This is a genomic window from Vibrio sp. AH4 (assembly GCF_030710545.1).
Taxonomy (GTDB): domain Bacteria; phylum Pseudomonadota; class Gammaproteobacteria; order Enterobacterales; family Vibrionaceae; genus Vibrio; species Vibrio metoecus.
Window position 1 is genome coordinate 2,390,283 of sequence record NZ_JALAIV010000001.1, and the last position, 19,428, is coordinate 2,409,710.

Consider the following 19,428-nt stretch of genomic DNA (forward strand, 5'->3'; position numbering starts at 1 on the left):
ACCCGCAGGTCCGTTTAAATAATAGCTTTTTAAGCAATATGTTAGCGAGTGATCATGTCAAGCATAATGTTTACTGACTCATCTAAATATGCATCAGGAGCTTCGTAATCTTTCGGTACATCCTGCAAGCTCGCATAAGCTGATTTACCTAACGCTTTTTGGCGTTGGTTGATACGAGCTAAACGCTCTTCATCGGCTTTAGCACTTTCTTCTTTGCGTACTTTCTCATTCAGAGATAACAGATTGTCATCTTTTTCTGCACGATATTTGGCAATATCTTGCTCAATGAATCCGAACTCTAAGTCATTCGACACACGTTTTTGGTGTTTGGCATCAAGGCTTGCAATGATCGATTTGAAATTATTCAAACGTTCATATTTTGCTTTATCAATGCTATCCCAAGGTAGTGCATTATCTTCAACGCTTTCACCCGTTTCGGAAGGGTCAACCGCTGTTGGATAGGCAATATCAGGAATCACACCTTTATTTTGAGTGCTTCCACCATCGATTCGATAGAACTTTTGAATCGTGTATTGTACGTAGCCTAGCTCTTTATCAAACAGATCGTAGATATGGTTGAGAGAACGATGCTGCTGCACGGTACCTTTACCAAAGGAGTTTTCGCCTAAAATAATAGCGCGACCATAATCTTGCATTGCAGCGGCAAAAATTTCAGAGGCGGAAGCACTGTAGCGGTTGATTAACACGGTCATCGGGCCGTTGTAACTGATGTTACCGTCAGTATCCGAGTTCACGTTAACTCGACCATAGCTATCACGCACTTGTACCACTGGACCACTGGTAATAAACAGGCCGGAAAGTGCGGTGGCCTCCGTTAATGCCCCACCACCGTTATTGCGGAGGTCGACAATAATGCCATCGACTTTCTTGGCTTTCAGCTCAGTCAGTAATTTCTCAGTATCTTGAGCTAAGCCAACATAAAAACTCGGAACTTCAAGTACTCCGATTTTTTTACCAGATTTTTCAATAACTTCAGACTTTACAGCTCGATCTTCCAGACGAATTTTATCACGCACCATAGTGACAACGTGACTTTTAGCATCCTTTCCTTCGGGTAAAACCATCAGTTTTACTTTACTGCCTTTAGGGCCTTTGATGAGTTGTACGACGTCATCAAGTCGCCAACCGATCACATCAACGATTTCTTCGCCATCTTGGCCAACACCAATAATGCGATCCCCTTCACCTAGCTGTTTACTTAATGCCGCAGGGCCACCAGCGACTAATGAACGGATGATAGTGTAGTCATCCGTCATCTGCAGCACGGCCCCGATTCCTTCTAATGAGAGGTTCATCTCTGATTGGAATTGTTCTGCGTTACGCGGTGACAAATAACTGGTATGCGGATCGACTTGACGCGCAAACGCATTCATATAAACCTGAAAAACGTCTTCACTTTTGGTTTGTGTGAGTCGCTTCATGGCGTTGTTGTAGCGTTTTTCTAACGTTTCTTTGATCTCTGGCCACTCTTTACCTGCCAGCTTCAAATTCAGTGCGTCATACTTTACACGTTGTCGCCATAACTCATTGACTTCTTGGATATCTTTAGGCCAAGGAGATTTAGCACGATCTAACTCAATGAATTCATCACTATCGAAAGTCATCTCTTTATCAAGCAAAGAGAGTGCGTATTCAAAACGCTCAAAGCGCTTTTCCATCGATAGATTGTATAAATCGTATGCAATCTGGTTGTTGCCCACTTTCAGCTGATCATCCAACTGCAAAGACCACGTTTTGAATGAATCAATATCGGCTTGCGTGAAAATGTTACGGCTGTAATCGAGCATCTCAAGATAACGTTCAAACATTGCTTGAGAAAACTGATCGTCCAGATTGAATTGTTTGTAATGAGAACGGGTAAAACGTGAAGTGACACGTTTCGCTGCCGTTTCGTGTTGAGCTTCAGGGGCAAGAAGAGGTAAATCTTCTGGTTTGATTTTGGCTTCTAAAGCCTGAACTGAAGAGGCTGCTAGCCAAAGGCTAGCAGCAATCAGAGATATTTTTGAACGGCATTTCATGCGTAGGAGTATCTCCCTTATGCGCGCAAGTGCTCCGCTTTCACAACCATTTGTAGGCCGTTGGCAAGTTGAACACGCACATCTTCCTTACTGATTTCAACGATGGTCGCAGCCATGTTGCCTTTACCCATATTCACATTGACTTGTTTGCCGACGTTAAGCTCTGACGCAACCAGTGCGCGAGTTTCTACGGGTTTCTCCACTTTCGGTGCATTTTGAGGACGACGAGCTTGTTGTGGCTTTTTCGCCTTTGGCTTGCTTGCCTTCGCTTCTTCACGCACTTTCTTTACTTGTTCTTTACGACGAGCTTCTACGCGAGCTTTGCTCTCTGCCAGTGCCGTTTGTGCGTGTTCTACGTGTTGTTCTTCTAGCTCACCGCATGGGTTACCATCAAGATCAACACGAGTTGCGCCAGGTTTTACACCATGTAAATAACGCCAAGAAGAGGTGTATTGTCTTAACGCGGCACGAAGCTGAGTTTTGCTTACTTTAGGGTCGTCATTCAAGCGATCAGCAAGATCCTGAAAAATACCAATTTTCAGAGGCTTTGCTTCACCTTCTAAAGTAAAGCAGTTAGGGAAACATTCAGCAATGTACGCGATCACTTCTTTGCTGTTTTTTAACTTTTCAGTGTTTTCCATGAGGATTCCTGGTTATTGCGGCTGCCCGCCAAACATTGATGTGTAAATATGTGCGGTATTATAAAGACCTGCAAAGGAAAAACCACAGGCAAAGGGCAATTTATGCCTTATTAGTCTGTGAATTGAGCAGCTTTTCTACTTCGCTCATCAAATAGGTCAGACCTTGTTCGTCGATTTCACTGAAACGGCCAACATTTGGGCTATCAATATCCAACACACCGGCAACTTTTCCGTTAATCGAGAATGGGATAACGATTTCGGAGTTACTTGCGGCGTCACAAGCAATGTGTCCTGCAAACTGATGAACGTCATGCACACGTTGTACTCGGTTTTCAGCGATCGCGGTACCACAAACCCCCTTACCTACTGGAATTCGAACGCAAGCGGGCTTGCCTTGAAAAGGACCTAAGACCAATTCATCTTGTTGCATCAAATAAAACCCAACCCAATTAAGTTCGGTCAATTCCATATTCAGTAAGGCACTCAAGTTAGAGAGGTTCGCAATCAGATTGCTTTCACCTTCTAATAAAGCTACGGCTTGTTTGGTTAAGCGCTGGTACTGCTCTAAATTCATATTAACTTCCATTTGAAAACTAAAGACTTCACTTTATGAACTACGTACAATACAAACCCTATAAATAGGATGCATTCTCATTATTATGACGTACTTCAACGACACTATTAGCCGCTCTTGGCTGATAACTCAAGTAAAAAAACATCGTACTAAACTTCTATTTGCCAACATTATTGCGGTGATTGCAACTTTGATCAGTGTCCCTATCCCGCTCTTAATGCCGCTGATGGTGGATGAAGTCTTGCTAAACCAACCGGCTCAAGGGGTTGAGGCAATGAATCATTTATTGCCTATCAATTGGCATACCGCAACGGGCTATATCATGCTCACCTTGCTGATGGTGGTGCTAATGCGCATTGCTAGCCAACTATTGAATATTTTACAAAATCGTCAATTTACCTTGGTTTCGAAGACGATCACTTATGAAATGCGCCGGAAAATGATTGAAAAGCTTGGGCGTATCAGCATTCGTCAGTATGAGACTCGTGGTAGTGGCGGGATTAATGCCCATTTGATCACCGATATAGAAACGATTGATCAATTTATCGGTTCGACACTGAGTAAGTTTCTGATTTCTCTGCTTACGGTGATTGGCACCGCCATTGTATTGCTTTGGTTGGAGTGGCGACTTGGCCTCTTTATTCTGTTAGTGAACCCGATTGTTATCTACTTTTCTCGAATGCTGGGCAGCCAAGTTAAGCATTTGAAGAAACGGGAAAATCAAGCGTTCGAGCGTTTTCAAAACCGTTTAGTAGAAACGTTAGAGGGAATTTATCAATTACGAGCAGCAAATAAAGAGCGAGAATTTTTAAATCGCCTTATCGCAGATGCGGATGCGGTACGCGAAAATGCTGATAAATACGCGTGGCAATCTGAAGCTGCAGGCCGCCTCTCCTTCTTGCTTTTTTTACTCGGTTTTGAGCTGTTTCGTGCGGTCGCGATGCTAATGGTGGTGTTTAGCGATCTCACGATTGGTCAGATCTTCGCGGTATTTGGTTACTTGTGGTTTATGCTGAGCCCTGTACAAGAGTTGTTGGGGATCCAATTCTCTTGGTATGCGGCCAAGGCTGCCTTGAAGAGAATCAATGGGCTATTGGAGCTGGAAGAAGAGTTTCGTCCGGTCAGCAAAGTGAATCCTTTTAATGAGCCTAGGGAAGTTGAGATTAAGATTGAGCACCTCAATTTTTCGTATGATGGTGAAAATCAAGTTCTGCACGATTTGTCGCTCACTATTCCAGCGGGTAAAAAAGTGGCGTTAGTCGGAACCAGTGGAGGAGGCAAATCGACCCTCATTCAGTTGCTAATGGGGGTGTATCGTGCACAAAGTGGCGCAATTCGTTTTAATGGACAACACTGTGATGACATTGGGTTTGAAGTCATACGAGATCAAATTGCCGTTGTTTTACAACAACCTATACTGTTTAATGACACTTTGCGGCATAATCTCACGCTTGGTGGCCAGTTTAATGATGATGCTTTATGGCAAGCGTTAGACATTGCTCAGCTGCAAGATGTGATCGCAAAACTGGATTTGGGGCTGGAAAGCCAAATCGGCCGGAATGGTATTCGTCTCTCTGGCGGTCAAAGACAAAGATTAGCGATTGCGCGTATGGTGCTCAGTAACCCTAAGTTTGTGATATTGGATGAAGCGACTTCGGCTTTGGATACCGCGACGGAAGCGGCCTTGCACCGAGCGTTGTCACAATTTTTACAGGGTAGAACGACGTTAATCGTTGCTCATCGCCTTTCGGCAGTGAAACAAGCGGACTTAATTTATGTACTGGAAGATGGACATGTCAGCCAATCAGGCACGCACAATGAGCTTTTGGAACAAGAAGGTCTCTACCAAACTTTATATGGCAATGTCCAATCACATTAATTCTAGTGACAACGTCACTATGGGCGGTGTTATTTGTCTATGACACCACCCTTGCCTCTTCATTCTCATGCCATGCAGCCGAGCCATCTTCGTTTGTGTCCCGGCTGCGAATTGGCGGTGGATACCGTCAAGGTCGACCAAGGGCATAGTGCCTATTGTCCCCGTTGCGGAACGCAGTTGTATCGCGGGGGCTCTCCTTCTCTGTCTGGTAATTTAGCCCTTGCCGTCACATGTTTGCTGCTGTTTATTCCTTCGCATTTTTTCAGCTATATCAACATTCGATTGTTTGGTGTCATGATCCCAGCAACGCTTCCAGACGGAGTGTTCGCCTTATGGCGTGAAGGCTATTGGGCATTAGCGTTATTAGTCTTATTTTGCAGTTCAATAGCCCCACTTATTTTATGTTTATCTGTGCTAGGGGCGCATTGGGCTTTACGTTTTCGCCATTTTCAGACGTTACGTTATTCCTTATTACTGATCCATCATCTCAAAGTGTGGGTGATGTTGGATGTATTCTTGGTTAGCGTGGCGGTGTCTTGCTTTAAGCTCAAAGACTACTCTGATATTTATGTAGAGTCAGGATTATTAGGCTTAGTGTTACTGCAAATTTTCACTGTCCTTTTGTTGAGTCGCATTAGCACTCGTCGTTACTGGGAAACTTGGCGAAAAGAAGAAGATTACGATTTGTCCTTGAAACAAGTTCACTGTCATAACTGCCATCTTTCTCAACCAGAAAGTGGGCACTGTGTGCGTTGTCAACATAAGCTTTATCATCGTAAACCGAACTCTATCGAACGGACGTGGGCCTATGTATTAGCCGCAACAGTGGCGATTGTGCCTGCCAACGTCATTCCAATTTCGATTCTCATCACAAACGGACAGCGTCTTGAAGACACCATATTCTCAGGGGTTGCTTCATTAGTGAAAAGTGGCATGTGGGGAATCGCCGTCATTATTTTTGTGGCAAGTATTGTTGTGCCCGTGATTAAAATTGTCGGACTTGCTTACTTGCTGCTGGCGATCAAATTTAAACACGAAGTGCATCAGCGCCAACGCATGATGATTTATCGTGGCATAAAATGGATTGGTAAATGGTCTGTCATGGATCTGTTTGTGATTTCTATCATGCTCACTTTAGTTGATCGAGGGCAAATCCTCGATTTTACCCCCGGTTATGGGGCGGTGGCTTTTGGTATGGTTGTGGTGCTCACTATGTTGGCGGCGGAAAGTTTGGATCCTCGCCTACTCTGGGACAATCCTGACGTTACCCGTACTCAACAATAGGTTGTTTGAATGAGTCAAGAAAATACAACGCAAAACTCTTACACACCGGACATTCGCAAAAATCGCGGAATCTCTCCACTGTGGATTTTGCCGATTGTGACGATGGCCTTGGCAGGCTGGCTAGTGTTTAAAGCGATACATGATGCAGGAGTGAGAATTCAAATTCACTTTGATAATGCGCAAGGGCTGGTTGCCGGGCGCACCACGATTCGCTATCAGGGCCTAGAAGTGGGCATGGTGAGAGATATTAAGCTGTCTGAAGATCTGGATAGTATTTACGTGGAAGCGGATATTTACCCAGAAGCAACCCAACTACTGTCGAACCAAACACGTTTCTGGATGGTGAAACCTACCGCCAGTTTGTCGGGAGTTTCGGGGTTAGATGCGTTGGTGTCGGGTAACTATATTGCCATTCAGCCAGGCACGCTCCATCAAGATGATTATCCGACGAGTTTCAAAGCATTAGAGTCAGCCCCCTCGGACTTGTTGGCGCAACGTGGGTTAACCATTTCTTTGAAAGCGCGTGATTTGGGCGGTATTTCTGTCGGTTCTCAAATTGTCTATAAGAAAATCCCGATTGGCGAAGTCTTTAATTATCAATTGGATGAGAATGCCCAATCGGTGATTATTCAGGCATCCATCAAAGATGAATATCGCCACATCATCAATACTGAGAGCCGTTTTTGGAACGTCAGTGGTGTTGGGACAAGCATCGGTTTCGAAGGTGTGGATGTGCGTTTGGAAAGCTTAAGCGCCCTGCTTGGTGGCTCGATTGCCGTGGATTCACCGGAAGAAGGTAAACCGGTTGAACAAAATGCGCAGTTTCGCCTCTATCGTGATTTAAAAACCGCCGGACGTGGTATCGCGGTATCGATCACTTTACCCGATGGCAACAACATATCCGCGTCCGGAGCTCCTATTATGTATCGAGGCATCGAAATTGGGCAAATCACCGATGTGCAGTTGACCGATAATCGGAAAAGCATCGTCGCGGCAGCCGCGATTCAGCCGGCATTCAGCGACATGCTCAATAGCGGTAGCCAATTTGTGTTAGAAGAAGCTCAAGTCTCGTTAGCGGGAGTAGAAAACCTCACTAACTTAGTGAAAGGAAATTTCTTAACCTTGATTCCGGGTGAAGGTGAACGGACACGAAATTTTCATGCGGTGCGTAAAAACGAGTTCAAATACGCTCGTTCTAACAGTATTAGTTTTAAATTGGTCGCTGATAACTCATTTGGCCTAGAAGCAGGCACGCCTATTCTGTATCGCGGAGTGACCGTAGGTAGCGTCACGGCCGTGAATTTAAAGCTCGATTATGTTGAATTAAATGTGCTGATCGATGAGCAATATGGTGCGTTGATCCGCTCACAGAACCGCTTTTATTTAACTGGCAGTGCTTCAGCAGAGTTAACTGAATCAGGGCTGTCGGTTTCGATCCCACCCGCCAAGCAGTTGTTACTTGGCTCCATCAGTTTTGCCAGTGAAGGAAGCTCTACCCCATTAGAACAATATCGCCTCTACCCTAGTCAATCTTTGGCGGAACTGGCGAAATACAACCAATCAGGCTCTCGTTCATTAACACTCTTTGCTAATGAGTTACCGTCGATCAGTGCTGGCTCCCCACTTCTATACCGCAACTTAAAAGTTGGTAGTATTTCTGGTTTCACGCTAACACCGAAAGGGGTACAAATTGAAGCCACTATCGAAAAGCAATATCAGCATTTATTAACGCCTAACACCGTGTTCTGGAACCGCTCAGGCGTCGAAATTAAAGCTTCGATGGATGGTGTCGATGTGAAAGCCGCACCCCTGCAAACGTTACTGCGTGGTGGCATTGCGTTTGATAGTCTACCGGGTATTGAAAACAAAGTAGGTTCGATGTGGAAGCTGTATAACGACTATGATCATGCCCGTCGTTATGGAGAGAAAATCACGCTTACCGCGTTAGGTACACTTGGCGTTAAAGTGGGTACTCCAGTGCAATACCAAGGAGTGCAAATTGGTGAGGTATTTGAAATCATTCCAGATTTCGAATCTGAATTTGTCAAACTTTCCGCACGAATTGAGCCACAATATGCCCCCAAAATTGCTAAGCAGAATTCACAATTTTGGTTATCGCAGGCCAAAATTGGTTTAAGCGGTATTGAAAATGTACAAAACCTATTAGGCCAAAGTATTGAAGTTCAACCTGGTGTGGGTGATAGCCGTTACGAGTTTGAACTACACAAAGAAGCTCGCCACGGCGGTGCAGGTAAAACCTACACACTCCAAAGTGAGAAGCGTGGATCGGTGAATGTTGGCACTCCTGTGCTGTACCGCGATATTGAGATCGGCAAAGTGATCGATGTACGTCTCGGTGAATTCGCTGACCGAGTGATTACCACCATTCGTATTGCGCCGCAGTACACTTACCTACTTCGCCAAAACAGCGTGTTTTGGAATGTGTCAGGGCTCGATATGTCGATTGGCATTACAGGAGCCAATGTGAAGGCTGGTACGTTTGATAGCATGTTACGCGGTGGAATTACTTTTGCTACGCCAGAGCAGAAGCAATTAACGCCTGCGGCTCCTGAAGGACATACCTTCTATCTCTACCCACAAGCACAAGATGAGTGGAGTAAGTGGCGCACTCCTATTCCTAAACCATAACCCTTCTCCGTTTCACGAAAAGCAGCTTTAGGCTGCTTTTCTTCTTTTACGGCTACCTTTATGTCATGAACCTATCTGGGTATAATCGCCGACCTTATTCATCAACGGAATTTGCCTGTGCATCCGAACATTTCTCTTCCCGAAGAATTCATTACTTCGATGGCGAAAATACTGCCTGATTCTACCCAACTTGCTGATTTTATTGCTGCCTGTCAAAGGCCATTGCGCAAAAGTATTCGGGTAAATACGCTCAAAATTTCTGTTGCTGAGTTTTGTGAACGTGCAGCTGAGAAACATTGGCAGTTATCGCCTGTTCCTTGGTGTGAGAACGGTTTTTGGATCGAAGCCGATGAAAGCCTCGTTCCACTCGGTAATACTGCCGAACATATGGCGGGTCTTTTCTATATCCAAGAAGCCAGTTCGATGATGCCTGTTTCCGCCCTGTTTATGGGAAATGAACAGTATGATTCGGTTCTCGATATGGCCGCAGCACCAGGTTCTAAGACAACTCAAATCGCCGCTTTGATGGATAATGCAGGTGTTTTGGTAGCGAACGAATTCTCTGCGAGTCGTGTCAAAGTGCTGCACGCCAATATTGAGCGATGTGGCATTCGTAATGCTGCTCTAACCAATTTTGATGGTTGCGTATTTGGCGGATGGCTTCCAGAGCGATTTGATGCGGTGTTAATCGATGCGCCTTGCTCTGGAGAAGGAACGATCCGCAAAGATCCCGATGCGATGAAGAATTGGAGTATGGATGCTATTCATAGTATCGCATCCACTCAAAAAGCTTTGATTGAAAGCGCGTTTCAGGCCTTAAAAGTTGGCGGAACGCTAGTGTATTCGACATGCACTCTCAGCCTTGAAGAGAATCAACAAGTGTGTTGGAACCTCAAGCAAACTTACGGTGAGGCTGTAAGTTTTGAATCTCTGGATAACTTATTTGAGCAAGCTTCAATTGCGTTGACCGAAGAAGGCTTCTTGCACATTTTCCCGCAAATGTACGATTGTGAAGGTTTTTTTGTCGCCAAAATCCGCAAATTGGCATCCGTACCGGTTCCTGAGGTCAACAAACGTCTTGGAAAATTTCCTTTCAATAAGGCAAGCCTAAAACAGCAATCAGAGATTGCAGAGCAACTTCAAAAATCTCTTGGTATAGCGCTACCATCGGATTCACAAGTCTGGCTACGCGATAACGATGTGTGGTTATTCCCGCAAGCATTAGAGCCAATGTTGGGGGAGCTGCGTTTCTCTCGCATGGGAATAAAAATTGCTGAAGCACATAAATCGGGTTATCGCTGGCAGCATCAAGTTGCAACCTGTTTAGCCTCCGAAAGTACTACTCATAGTGTGGTGTTGGATACCGCTCAAGCACGAGAATGGTTTATGGGTAGAGATGTCAGACCAGAAGGACAAAGTGGTCAAGGTGAGGTGATCGTCCGTTATGCTAACGATGTGATTGGGTTAGGAAAATGGGTCGGCAATCGCGTGAAGAATGGACTGCCAAGAGAGCTTGTGAGAGATAAAAATCTATTCTGAATCGTTGAACTATAGTATGAAATTCTAAAAGCCTGTCGCTAATTTCAGTATATGTACTAGGCTTAGTATTAAGCAACCTCCTACATTTTCGATTAGCGCAGGCTCTTTGGAGCCATTCCCCTAGGCCCTAAAACCTTACGTTTTGGGCCTTTTTTTAGCTCTAAAATCCTCTATAACAAGAGGTTAAGCTAGACGAATACCGTCATTTTCAATCACGATTTTGCCTTGCTTATACAAACCGCCGATGGTCTTCTTAAAGGTTCCTTTACTCGTACGGAAAGTGGCAAAAATTGCCTCTGGTGTTGATTTATCACTCAGTGGCAGGAAACCACCTTTCTTCTCTAAGGTTTCTAAGATCTTAGTGCTTAGCTCATCCATTTTCTCTACCCCTACTTTTTGCAGGGACAGGTCGATTTTGCCATCTTCGCGCACACTCTTAATGTAACCCTTAAGTTTCTTACCGATGAACAGCTTGCCAAAGACATCAGAGGAGAAAATCATGCCCCAGTGCGTACCATTCACAATCGCTTTGAAACCGAGCTCTGAGCGTTCAGCAATCAGCAAATCAACTTGCTGGTTTGGCGTGTATTTAGCTGGTGTTTTATCAAGCCACTTGTTGAACTTGGTTGTGCCGACAATACGCCCCGATGCTTTATCGGTGTAGACGTAAACCAAGACGGTTTGGCCAGCCGCAAAACGGGCACGCTGCTCACTGTATGGAATAAGCAGATCTTTGTTTTTGATGCCCCAGTTGGCAAAGGCCCCTGTGTTGTTAACCCCTTCGATCGTCATTAAGCCCCATTCGCCCACTTGAGCAATCGGAGTTTCAGTTGTGGCAGCGAGTTGGTTTTCAGAGTCAAAATACAAGAAAACGTCAATAAACTGCCCAATTTCAGTACCTTCTGGCACGAAGCGCTTAGGCAGTAAGGTAGTGCCGTATTCTCCCGCATCCAAAAAAACACCAAATTCGGCGAATTTCACCACTTCTAAACTATTAATTTGACCAATGTTAATCATATAAAACTGTCTCACAGCAAATTTGCAGAGATTATACGTTATCTCTGTTATGCTTTCTCGCATTGGAGCAATAAATCCGGCAATTTTTACAGGAGTTTTCGTTGATTACCGTAGAGCAGCAAGATGCGGCAACCTTGACGATTGTCAGTCAGATGAAGGGCAGTAAAGAGCTCGACTTAAATTTTTATCTGTTTATCCCGGGTGAATTGGATATCTCACCAGAAGTGATCTCAGAGTCTGAGTTTTTTTACAGTTCTATCCACCAACAGCGTTCCTATTACAGTGATCAAATCTTATTACCACTAGTGCACAGCCGCCTCGCCCAACGTGGGCATCTTTCTTCTACGCAATACCGGGTAAGTTTGAGTTTGTTTGCTTATCAGTATGTTATTGCCTTGGACAAAGCGGTTTCGCAACTCAATAACACCAGCGATACGGTGACGACGGAAGAAGTGGATAGCGTGATTGAGCTGTCCTTGGATATTTTGCGCCGTTTGCGTCGTAGCATTCCTTATGAAGAGCAGCTTAAGCGCTATTATGCCAACATTGATAACTACCTCTCGTGGTATACCGAGCAGAGTTTCTTATCCATGATTGCGCACATGACGCGCGATAATGAATATAAAACCAATAAAGAACGATTGATTACCTTAGTGGAGAAAGAGCAAGCCCACCGCGCGCTCAATCAATACAACTCCGATAAAGCGAACCAAGACATCACGCGGCTAAGTAACAAAATGCGCTTGTTGCGTCGTCTCATTGAACACCCTGTTATCCTCAATGAAAAAATCGCTTCACTGGGTAATAACACTAAGCGAGCAGTAAAAGGACTTGCCACTGGGTTGGTGATGATAGCCGTAACGATTACAGCGGTATCCGCACGGGATTACTGGGGTGAAATTACCGCGTCTTTTATTATTGCGATGTCGTTTATCTATGCCCTACGCGAAATTTTTAAAGATGATTTGCGAGATATGCTGTGGCGTTGGATACGTAAAGGGAGACCCAAATGGCGACGCCATTATTTTGATCCGACCACAGGCAAACAAGTCGGCGATAAAGAAGAGTGGTTGGATTACAAAAAGCTAAGTGATTTACCCGATCGCATTCAAGCCATTCGTAAGAAACGCATTGTGCAGCGTGAAGAGCAGATCCTGCACTATCGCTCACATACCGAAATGTCCACCTCACGCTTTATGAGTGGTTATGAAGAAACACGTGAAACGCTAATGATTGATCTGCGCTCGATCATGCGCCAGATGGATAAAGGATCAAACCACATTTACCAGCTCAACAATGGTCAAGTGAGTCGAGAGTCGGTCGAAAAGCGACACCTGTTGAACTTGATCGTGAAAGAGAACCACCACAAAGGCGAGCCTACCTACTATCGTTGGAAAATCGTGCTTAACCGAAGCCGAATTGTGGATATTGAATCTATCCCGCAGACTTAGCGACCTTCAAGGAAAGGGTTAACCAAAACTCAGCCATCGGCTCATCTCCATGTAAGGTTGGGCAAGTGGCTATGATATGCACTTCTTGGTTTACCCTTTCCCCTGTTCGCGAAGTTTCTTCTAACATGCGATCAATCTTCTCACCTTCTACGCAATGAAAATGGACTGCGGCTTCGGGGCGTTTATGAAACTCTCCTCGTACCGCTTTGAACGCTAACGAAACACGGCAACCGCGTTGATTGGCTTTATGCATCGCCATATACCCGCCAGCGACATCCGCACCCACCGCCAGTACTCCAAAATACATACTGTTAAGATGATTTTTATTGCGTCTTTTGAGCGGAATGCGTACTTCTACCGCTTGGTCATCAAGCTTAAGTATTTTCGGGCGACATGCCCAAATCAATGGCACTTTAAAAAAACCGAACAGATTCAAGTAAAGATTGGCTTTCGCTAAAGGTGACAGCATAAAAACTCCGCACAGTAAGTTGTCCGACCACTTCAATCTATTCATCTTAAAATGTCAAACAAATGTTAACAAAGTGCCATATCACCGTGACTTTCGCGAGTTAGGAAATAGTGAGTAGCCTCGGTATGGATTTTGATTTGGTGAAACTCTCATCAAAATGCCCGTTATTGAGCGGATTTACACGCAATCGATGATCTGTTTTGGGTGCAGTGGTTTATTCTCGTTGACAAATTCGTTATCTTTAGCGCTTCGCAACAAAAGGACAAGCGCTCCTATGCCACTGAAAACCGATGAATTAAGAACCCAAGCATTGGGCCCGATGCCGACACCGGCAGAATTGAGTCACGCACACCCAATCACTGATGAAGTCGCGTTACGGATTGCGCAGTCTCGTCGCCAAATTGAAAACATTCTGACTGGAGAAGATGATCGCCTGTTGGTTATTGTGGGTCCTTGTTCAGTACACGATACCGATGCCGCACTCGATTACGCTCACCGTCTTGCCGCGTTACAAGAAAACTATAGCAATGAATTGTTTGTCGTTATGCGGACTTATTTTGAAAAACCGCGCACCGTTGTGGGTTGGAAAGGTCTGATCACGGATCCGAATTTAGATGGTTCGTATGCTTTGGAAACCGGCCTAAATAAAGCCCGAAAATTGCTTCTCGATGTGAATAAGCTCGGGTTGGCCACAGCAACCGAATTCCTCGATATGATCACAGGTCAATACATCGCAGACCTCATCACGTGGGGGGCAATTGGCGCACGTACGACAGAGTCGCAAATTCACCGCGAAATGGCCTCTGCACTCTCCTGCCCTGTTGGCTTTAAAAACGGTACAAACGGTAACGTGAAAATCGCGATTGACGCAATTCGCGCAGCGAAAGCATCACACTATTTTTACTCTCCAGATAAAAATGGCCGTATGACCGTATACCGCACAAGCGGTAACCCATTTGGTCATATCATTCTGCGTGGCGGCGATACTGGGCCGAATTTTGATCAAGCCTCAATTGATGAAGCTTGCCAACAATTAGCACAATTTAACCTCCCTGAGCGCTTGGTTGTCGATTTTAGTCATGCCAATTGCCAAAAGCAGCATCGTAAACAAGTCGATGTGGCGCGTGACATTTGCCGACAACTCGAAGCGGGTAGCCACAAAATTGCTGGCATTATGGCGGAAAGTTTCTTGGTTGAAGGCAATCAACCAATGCACGATCTCAATAACCTGACTTATGGACTTTCAATCACGGATCCTTGCTTAGGCTGGGATGATACTGCCATGATGCTCGACATGCTGGCACAATCCATCAAAGTCCGTCGCTCTCGTAATTAAGGAAATACCCATGCCTTCTTTTGATATTGTTTCAGAAATTGATGCTGTAGAACTGCGTAACGCAGTAGAAAACTCAACTCGTGAATTGGCTACTCGATTCGATTTTCGTAACGTAGATGCCCGTTTTGAGCTGAAAGAAGAAACGGTCAAGTTGTCCGCCGAAGATGACTTCCAACTTGGCCAGATGATGGATATTTTACGCGGAAACCTCGCTAAACGCGGTGTTGATGCACGAGCTATGAATGCTAAAGACTCCGTGCATATTGGTAAATACTGGCACAAGGATGCGGATTTCAAACAAGGTTTGGAAGCCCTACTGGCAAAGAAGATCGTGAAATTGATTAAAGATGCCAAAATCAAAGTGCAAGCCTCAATTCAAGGCGACAAAGTGCGCGTGACGGGTAAAAAGCGTGACGATTTGCAAGAAGTGATGGCAATGCTGCGCGAAGCGAATTTGGAACAACCGCTGCAGTACAACAACTTCCGCGATTAATCTTGTCGTTGGAATGCCAATACTAGGATAAAAAAAGCCCCGTTTAGCGGGGCATTTTTTATCGGTTCACGTACTCACTCATCGCCATTAAGCATGTTTGTACTGTTTACTGGCAGAGTGATGCATAGCACGTTTTTGCGCCGCCAAAATTTCTTCCACTAACCTTGGCACTTCAATACTCGCTTTGCCATAGCGCTTCTCAGCAAACTCGCTTTCCACCGCACTAGGTTCTAAATTGATTTCTATCGTATGTGCGCCATGCATGCGTGCATCATGCACAAAGCCCGCTGCGGGGTAAACCACCCCTGATGTACCAATAGAAACAAACAAATCCGCTTGCTCAAGCGCGGCATAAATATCGCCCATGCGCAGCGGCATTTCACCAAACCAAACAATGTGTGGACGCATTTGTGCAGGCATTTGGCAGCAGTGGCATAAATCGCCGTTACGGATATCCTCTTTTTGCTCCACTGTTTGATTGGATTCAGGACAACGCGCTCTCAGCAATTCACCATGCATATGAATAATATTCTGGCTGCCGCCACGTTCGTGCAGGTTATCGATGTTTTGAGTAATCACCGTGACACTGCCCTGCAACTCTTTTTCCAGTTTACCTAGGGCAAGATGTGCCGGATTGGGCTGAATCGCATCAGAGAGCAGCTTACGGCGGCGTTGGTTATAAAACTCCAGCACCATATCTGGATCGCGTTGAAACCCTTCTGGTGTCGCCACATCTTCAATACGATGATTTTCCCATAGTCCATCCTGAGCGCGGAAAGTTTGAATACCAGACTCCGCAGAGATGCCTGCTCCAGTCAGTATCACAATATGTCGATACGGTAAGCTCATAACCCATTCCTTTTTTCGGCTTTAGTTTAAGCTTAACACTGAAGCGTTATCAACCCTAGAAAACGCAGATTAGACCATAGTAGTAACAAGGCTATTGATGGGAAGAAAGAGAGAGCGTTGCAGAATGAGTCATAGTGGAATTGAGGGCTTCTCGAACCGAGAAGCCCATCCAAATCGGAATTACTCTTCGCTGGTTGCGGAGATTTTGTGAATGGCTAAATCTGCGCCATTAAACTCATCTTCTTGTGATAAACGTAACCCCATCACTTTATGCAAGATGCCATAAACCATCAGTGCGCCACTTAACGCAATCGCGATGCCCATTAAGGTTCCAACAATCTGTGTGCTGAAGCTTACGCCCCCTAAGCCACCGAAGGCCGTTTGGCCAAAAATGCCTGCGGCAATGCCACCCCACGCCCCACACACGCCATGCAGCGGCCATACACCGAGCACATCATCAATTTTGGTTTTATTTTGTAATTGAGTGAACAGCCAAACAAACACGGCACCCGCAATCACCCCCGTGACCAATGCACCTAAAGGATGCATTAAATCCGATCCGGCACACACGGCGACCAAGCCCGCTAATGGACCGTTATGGATAAAACCTGGGTCATTTTTCCCAACAATTAACGCGGCGAGAATACCGCCCGTCATTGCCATTAAAGAGTTCATCGCCACTAATCCGCTGATGCCATTCAAAGTTTGTGCTGACATCACGTTAAAGCCGAACCAACCGACACTTAGAATCCATGCACCAAGCGCTAAAAAGGGAATGTTGGAGGGAGCAAAGTTGGTGTGTTTGCCAGCGCGCACGCGGCCACGACGCATGCCTAAGAAAGCAACGGCAACCAGCGCAATCCAGCCACCGACGGCGTGAACAACCACTGAGCCTGCAAAGTCGTGAAATGGTGCGCCTAAATTGGCGGCAAACCAGTCTTGTACGCCAAAGTTACTATTCCAAATGATCCCTTCAAAGAAAGGGTAAACCAGCCCGACCGTAAAAAATGTCGCTAAAAGAATAGGATAGAATCGGGCGCGTTCAGCAATACCGCCAGAAACAATCGCAGGAATGGCCGCCGCAAAGGTAAGTAGGAAAAAGAACTTCACTAAATCATAACCATTGCCTTGTGAGAGTGTCGCGGCATCAGCAAAGAAATGATGTCCATACGCAACCCAGTAACCAATAAAGAAATAGGCAATCGTAGAAACCCCGAAATCTGCCAAAATTTTCACCAGCGCGTTAACCTGATTTTTCTTCCGAACCGTGCCGACTTCAAGGAAAGCAAAGCCTGCATGCATCAAAAACACCATGATGGCGCCGAGCAGCAAAAATAAAGTGTCTGAACTTTGGGTCAGGGTTTGAACGGCACCTTGAACCTGACTTACGCTATCGCTCATCGATATGATACTCCATCGTCTGTTATGCACTTTTCCTGTGCTTTGTTGTTATTTTCACCAAGTTGGTGAGAAAAGAAGATTTAAGCTCGACTGAGCAAAAGCTGTTCCAGTTTTTTGCGCTGATGATGAAATAGAGAATAATTTATCTAATATATTGATAAATAAGGTAGTTAGTCTGGGAGTTTCTGAACAAACAGAAGTTGGTTGTTACATTTCGCAACAGAATTGCACCAATTTGGCACTTTAGCACCAAAACAACGCGCACAAGAACTCAGCAAAATGTTGCAGGGTAAAAAATACCCGGCTGTTTGGCCGGGTATGGAATTACAGATTAGGCCCTTTGGAGGGGGAATGCGATAAGTTATTTTGATACTGTTGCATGCCTTGGATCATACGCCAGATCCAGATCGAGATGGCTCCGACGGCAATGATTGCGCCCACATAAGGAATGCCATGTCCAAGCTTGGCAAGCCAAGATTCCGGCATCCAGTAGCGATTCACACCCATGATGATGCCGTTCGTGGTTGCAACCGTCACAATCAGTACCACAAAGAAAGTGAGATAGAGGAAGAAACTGCGAATTAAGCCATAGTAATGGGAATTCGCTATCTCACCATCTTGGTTCTTATCCAGTCGGTAACCCGCATAGATAATGCCAATCACGCCCGAGAGCAAGCAGGTGAATGGTGTCAGCAAGCTTGCAATGTAGACAAACCACACTGACTTGTGCGCTCTATCTTGATTCATGGCTCACCTCTCCTTTCGTTTGGTTGAATGAGACGGGTTGAGATTCCGCACTTACCTCTTCAATTTCACCGCGGCGTTTTACTTCTTCATACCAAAGGTCATGATGCTCTTTCGCCCACGTTTCATCCACTTTGCCGGTCACCATGCCTTCTAATGCGCCTTCCATACCAAACAGACCAATATAGATATGGAAGATAAAGCCACAGATTAAGATCAGGGCTGAGAACATATGAATCAGATTAGACAATTCCATGTGGCGACGCGTCTGGTCGAAAATCGGAAAATCGAGCACCAAGCCACTAATGGCCGCAAAGGTTCCAAACACAATCAGTAACCAGTAAATGGCTTTCTCCCCAGCATTAGAAAAGCCTGCTGAAGGGTGTGTGCCTTTGTGTTTACCGACCATGCCACCGAGTTTCATAAACCATTGCACATCCACTTTATTGAAAATGGATTTGCGCCACCACTTGAGCAGCACAAACATCAGCAGAATGAAAAACAGTGGTCCCATGTAGTTGTGATACTGCTTCGCGGCATAGATGATCCAGCCCCACAGCTCACTTGGGATATACGGTTTTAAGAAGTGCTTACCGTACACCAGCATCAAGCCACTGAACGCTAAGGTCAGGAAGGTAAACGCCATGCTCCAGTGCAGCGCCCTATCTGAGCGTGACCAGCGATTCAGCTTACGTCCGGTGCGCGGCTTACTCAGCATCAGCGGACCGACTGCGATATACGCTAGCACGACCATTGCTATGCTGCCGAAAATCGCCACCGCACCAGCCGGAGACATCCATTTCTCTTTAAGGATAAACCAAGTTTCACCCGGTTTACTGATCAACACGCCATGTTCAGGAGACTGAGACGTGGTGTAACCCGCTTCGCCTTGTCGTACCTGACGCCAAAAGTCTGCGCCAGCCAGTTGGGTCATCTCTTTTTGCACCACATCCGGTTTTGCGTTCTCTTCTGCCATCACGGGTTGAGCCAACCAGCACAGCAGTGCTGCCAATAAAGGCAGCACAAAACGAGTGGCGCGAGAAAGTTTTTGTCTCATAGCCAC

Annotated in this window: 16 protein-coding genes; 7 read left to right on the forward strand and 9 right to left on the reverse strand. The window is 45.5% G+C overall.

Going from position 1 to position 19,428, the window contains the following annotated elements:
• Window positions 1-41 precede the first annotated feature (41 nt).
• From prc to MKA69_RS11095, 3 genes are all read right to left on the reverse strand, one after another.
• A complete protein-coding gene (gene prc, locus MKA69_RS11085; protein WP_055034542.1) occupies window positions 42-2,039 on the reverse strand; it encodes a carboxy terminal-processing peptidase in 1,998 nt (665 codons plus the stop codon).
• A 17-nt stretch (window positions 2,040-2,056) separates the two neighbouring features.
• The gene (gene proQ / locus MKA69_RS11090) at window positions 2,057-2,680 is read right to left on the reverse strand and encodes an RNA chaperone ProQ (protein ID WP_000432042.1); all 624 of its coding nucleotides are present in this window, start codon (window positions 2,678-2,680) and stop codon (window positions 2,057-2,059) included.
• 100 nt (window positions 2,681-2,780) lie between these two features.
• Window positions 2,781-3,254, reverse strand: coding sequence for a GAF domain-containing protein (locus MKA69_RS11095; protein ID WP_305848048.1), 474 nt, complete (start codon window positions 3,252-3,254; stop codon window positions 2,781-2,783).
• An 85-nt stretch (window positions 3,255-3,339) separates the two neighbouring features.
• Between MKA69_RS11095 and MKA69_RS11100 the strand changes: the two genes are divergently transcribed.
• The 4 genes from MKA69_RS11100 to rsmF all read left to right on the forward strand — a co-directional run bounded on the left by MKA69_RS11100 (window position 3,340) and on the right by rsmF (window position 10,605).
• Window positions 3,340-5,133 carry an ABC transporter ATP-binding protein gene (locus MKA69_RS11100; RefSeq protein WP_305848049.1) on the forward strand — a complete coding sequence of 598 codons (1,794 nt, stop codon included), beginning with the start codon at window positions 3,340-3,342 and terminating at the stop codon, window positions 5,131-5,133.
• Between the two features lie 39 nt (window positions 5,134-5,172).
• On the forward strand, window positions 5,173-6,417 hold the full coding sequence (locus MKA69_RS11105) for a paraquat-inducible protein A (RefSeq protein WP_305848050.1): 1,245 nt from the start codon (window positions 5,173-5,175) through the stop codon (window positions 6,415-6,417).
• A gap of 9 nt (window positions 6,418-6,426) precedes the next feature.
• Window positions 6,427-9,066 (forward strand): PqiB family protein, encoded by a 2,640-nt coding sequence (locus MKA69_RS11110; RefSeq protein ID WP_055064266.1) that lies wholly within the window; start codon window positions 6,427-6,429, stop codon window positions 9,064-9,066.
• Between the two features lie 117 nt (window positions 9,067-9,183).
• Window positions 9,184-10,605: a 16S rRNA (cytosine(1407)-C(5))-methyltransferase RsmF gene (gene rsmF / locus MKA69_RS11115; protein WP_305848051.1), complete on the forward strand. Its 1,422-nt coding sequence runs from the start codon at window positions 9,184-9,186 to the stop codon at window positions 10,603-10,605.
• 183 nt (window positions 10,606-10,788) lie between these two features.
• On the opposite strand, the gene MKA69_RS11120 is transcribed toward rsmF, so the two are convergent.
• Window positions 10,789-11,622 carry a S1 RNA-binding domain-containing protein gene (locus MKA69_RS11120; protein WP_000608149.1) on the reverse strand — a complete coding sequence of 278 codons (834 nt, stop codon included), beginning with the start codon at window positions 11,620-11,622 and terminating at the stop codon, window positions 10,789-10,791.
• A 101-nt stretch (window positions 11,623-11,723) separates the two neighbouring features.
• Between MKA69_RS11120 and MKA69_RS11125 the strand changes: the two genes are divergently transcribed.
• Window positions 11,724-13,073, forward strand: coding sequence for a hypothetical protein (locus MKA69_RS11125; RefSeq protein WP_055028909.1), 1,350 nt, complete (start codon window positions 11,724-11,726; stop codon window positions 13,071-13,073).
• Here the strand turns inward: MKA69_RS11125 and MKA69_RS11130 are convergent.
• A complete protein-coding gene (locus tag MKA69_RS11130; protein WP_055034549.1) occupies window positions 13,057-13,542 on the reverse strand; it encodes a PaaI family thioesterase in 486 nt (161 codons plus the stop codon). The two genes, MKA69_RS11125 and MKA69_RS11130, sit on opposite strands and share 17 nt — an antisense overlap.
• A gap of 274 nt (window positions 13,543-13,816) precedes the next feature.
• Here MKA69_RS11130 and MKA69_RS11135 point away from each other — a divergent pair, with 274 nt between their 5' ends.
• Together MKA69_RS11135 and MKA69_RS11140 are read left to right on the forward strand one after the other, a co-directional pair.
• On the forward strand, window positions 13,817-14,878 hold the full coding sequence (locus MKA69_RS11135) for a 3-deoxy-7-phosphoheptulonate synthase (protein WP_055034550.1): 1,062 nt from the start codon (window positions 13,817-13,819) through the stop codon (window positions 14,876-14,878).
• Between the two features lie 10 nt (window positions 14,879-14,888).
• A complete protein-coding gene (locus MKA69_RS11140) occupies window positions 14,889-15,371 on the forward strand; it encodes a YajQ family cyclic di-GMP-binding protein (protein ID WP_001138890.1) in 483 nt (160 codons plus the stop codon).
• A gap of 87 nt (window positions 15,372-15,458) precedes the next feature.
• Here MKA69_RS11140 and cobB read toward each other — a convergent pair whose 3' ends face one another.
• From cobB to MKA69_RS11160, 4 genes are all read right to left on the reverse strand, one after another.
• Window positions 15,459-16,220 carry a Sir2 family NAD+-dependent deacetylase gene (gene cobB / locus MKA69_RS11145; protein ID WP_055034084.1) on the reverse strand — a complete coding sequence of 254 codons (762 nt, stop codon included), beginning with the start codon at window positions 16,218-16,220 and terminating at the stop codon, window positions 15,459-15,461.
• 180 nt (window positions 16,221-16,400) lie between these two features.
• The gene (locus tag MKA69_RS11150) at window positions 16,401-17,621 is read right to left on the reverse strand and encodes an ammonium transporter (protein WP_001285374.1); all 1,221 of its coding nucleotides are present in this window, start codon (window positions 17,619-17,621) and stop codon (window positions 16,401-16,403) included.
• A 324-nt stretch (window positions 17,622-17,945) separates the two neighbouring features.
• A complete protein-coding gene (locus MKA69_RS11155) occupies window positions 17,946-18,368 on the reverse strand; it encodes a hypothetical protein (RefSeq protein ID WP_305848052.1) in 423 nt (140 codons plus the stop codon).
• Window positions 18,355-19,422 carry a formate dehydrogenase subunit gamma gene (locus MKA69_RS11160; protein WP_305848053.1) on the reverse strand — a complete coding sequence of 356 codons (1,068 nt, stop codon included), beginning with the start codon at window positions 19,420-19,422 and terminating at the stop codon, window positions 18,355-18,357. Before MKA69_RS11160 ends, MKA69_RS11155 begins: the two co-directional genes overlap by 14 nt.
• Window positions 19,423-19,428 lie beyond the last annotated feature (6 nt).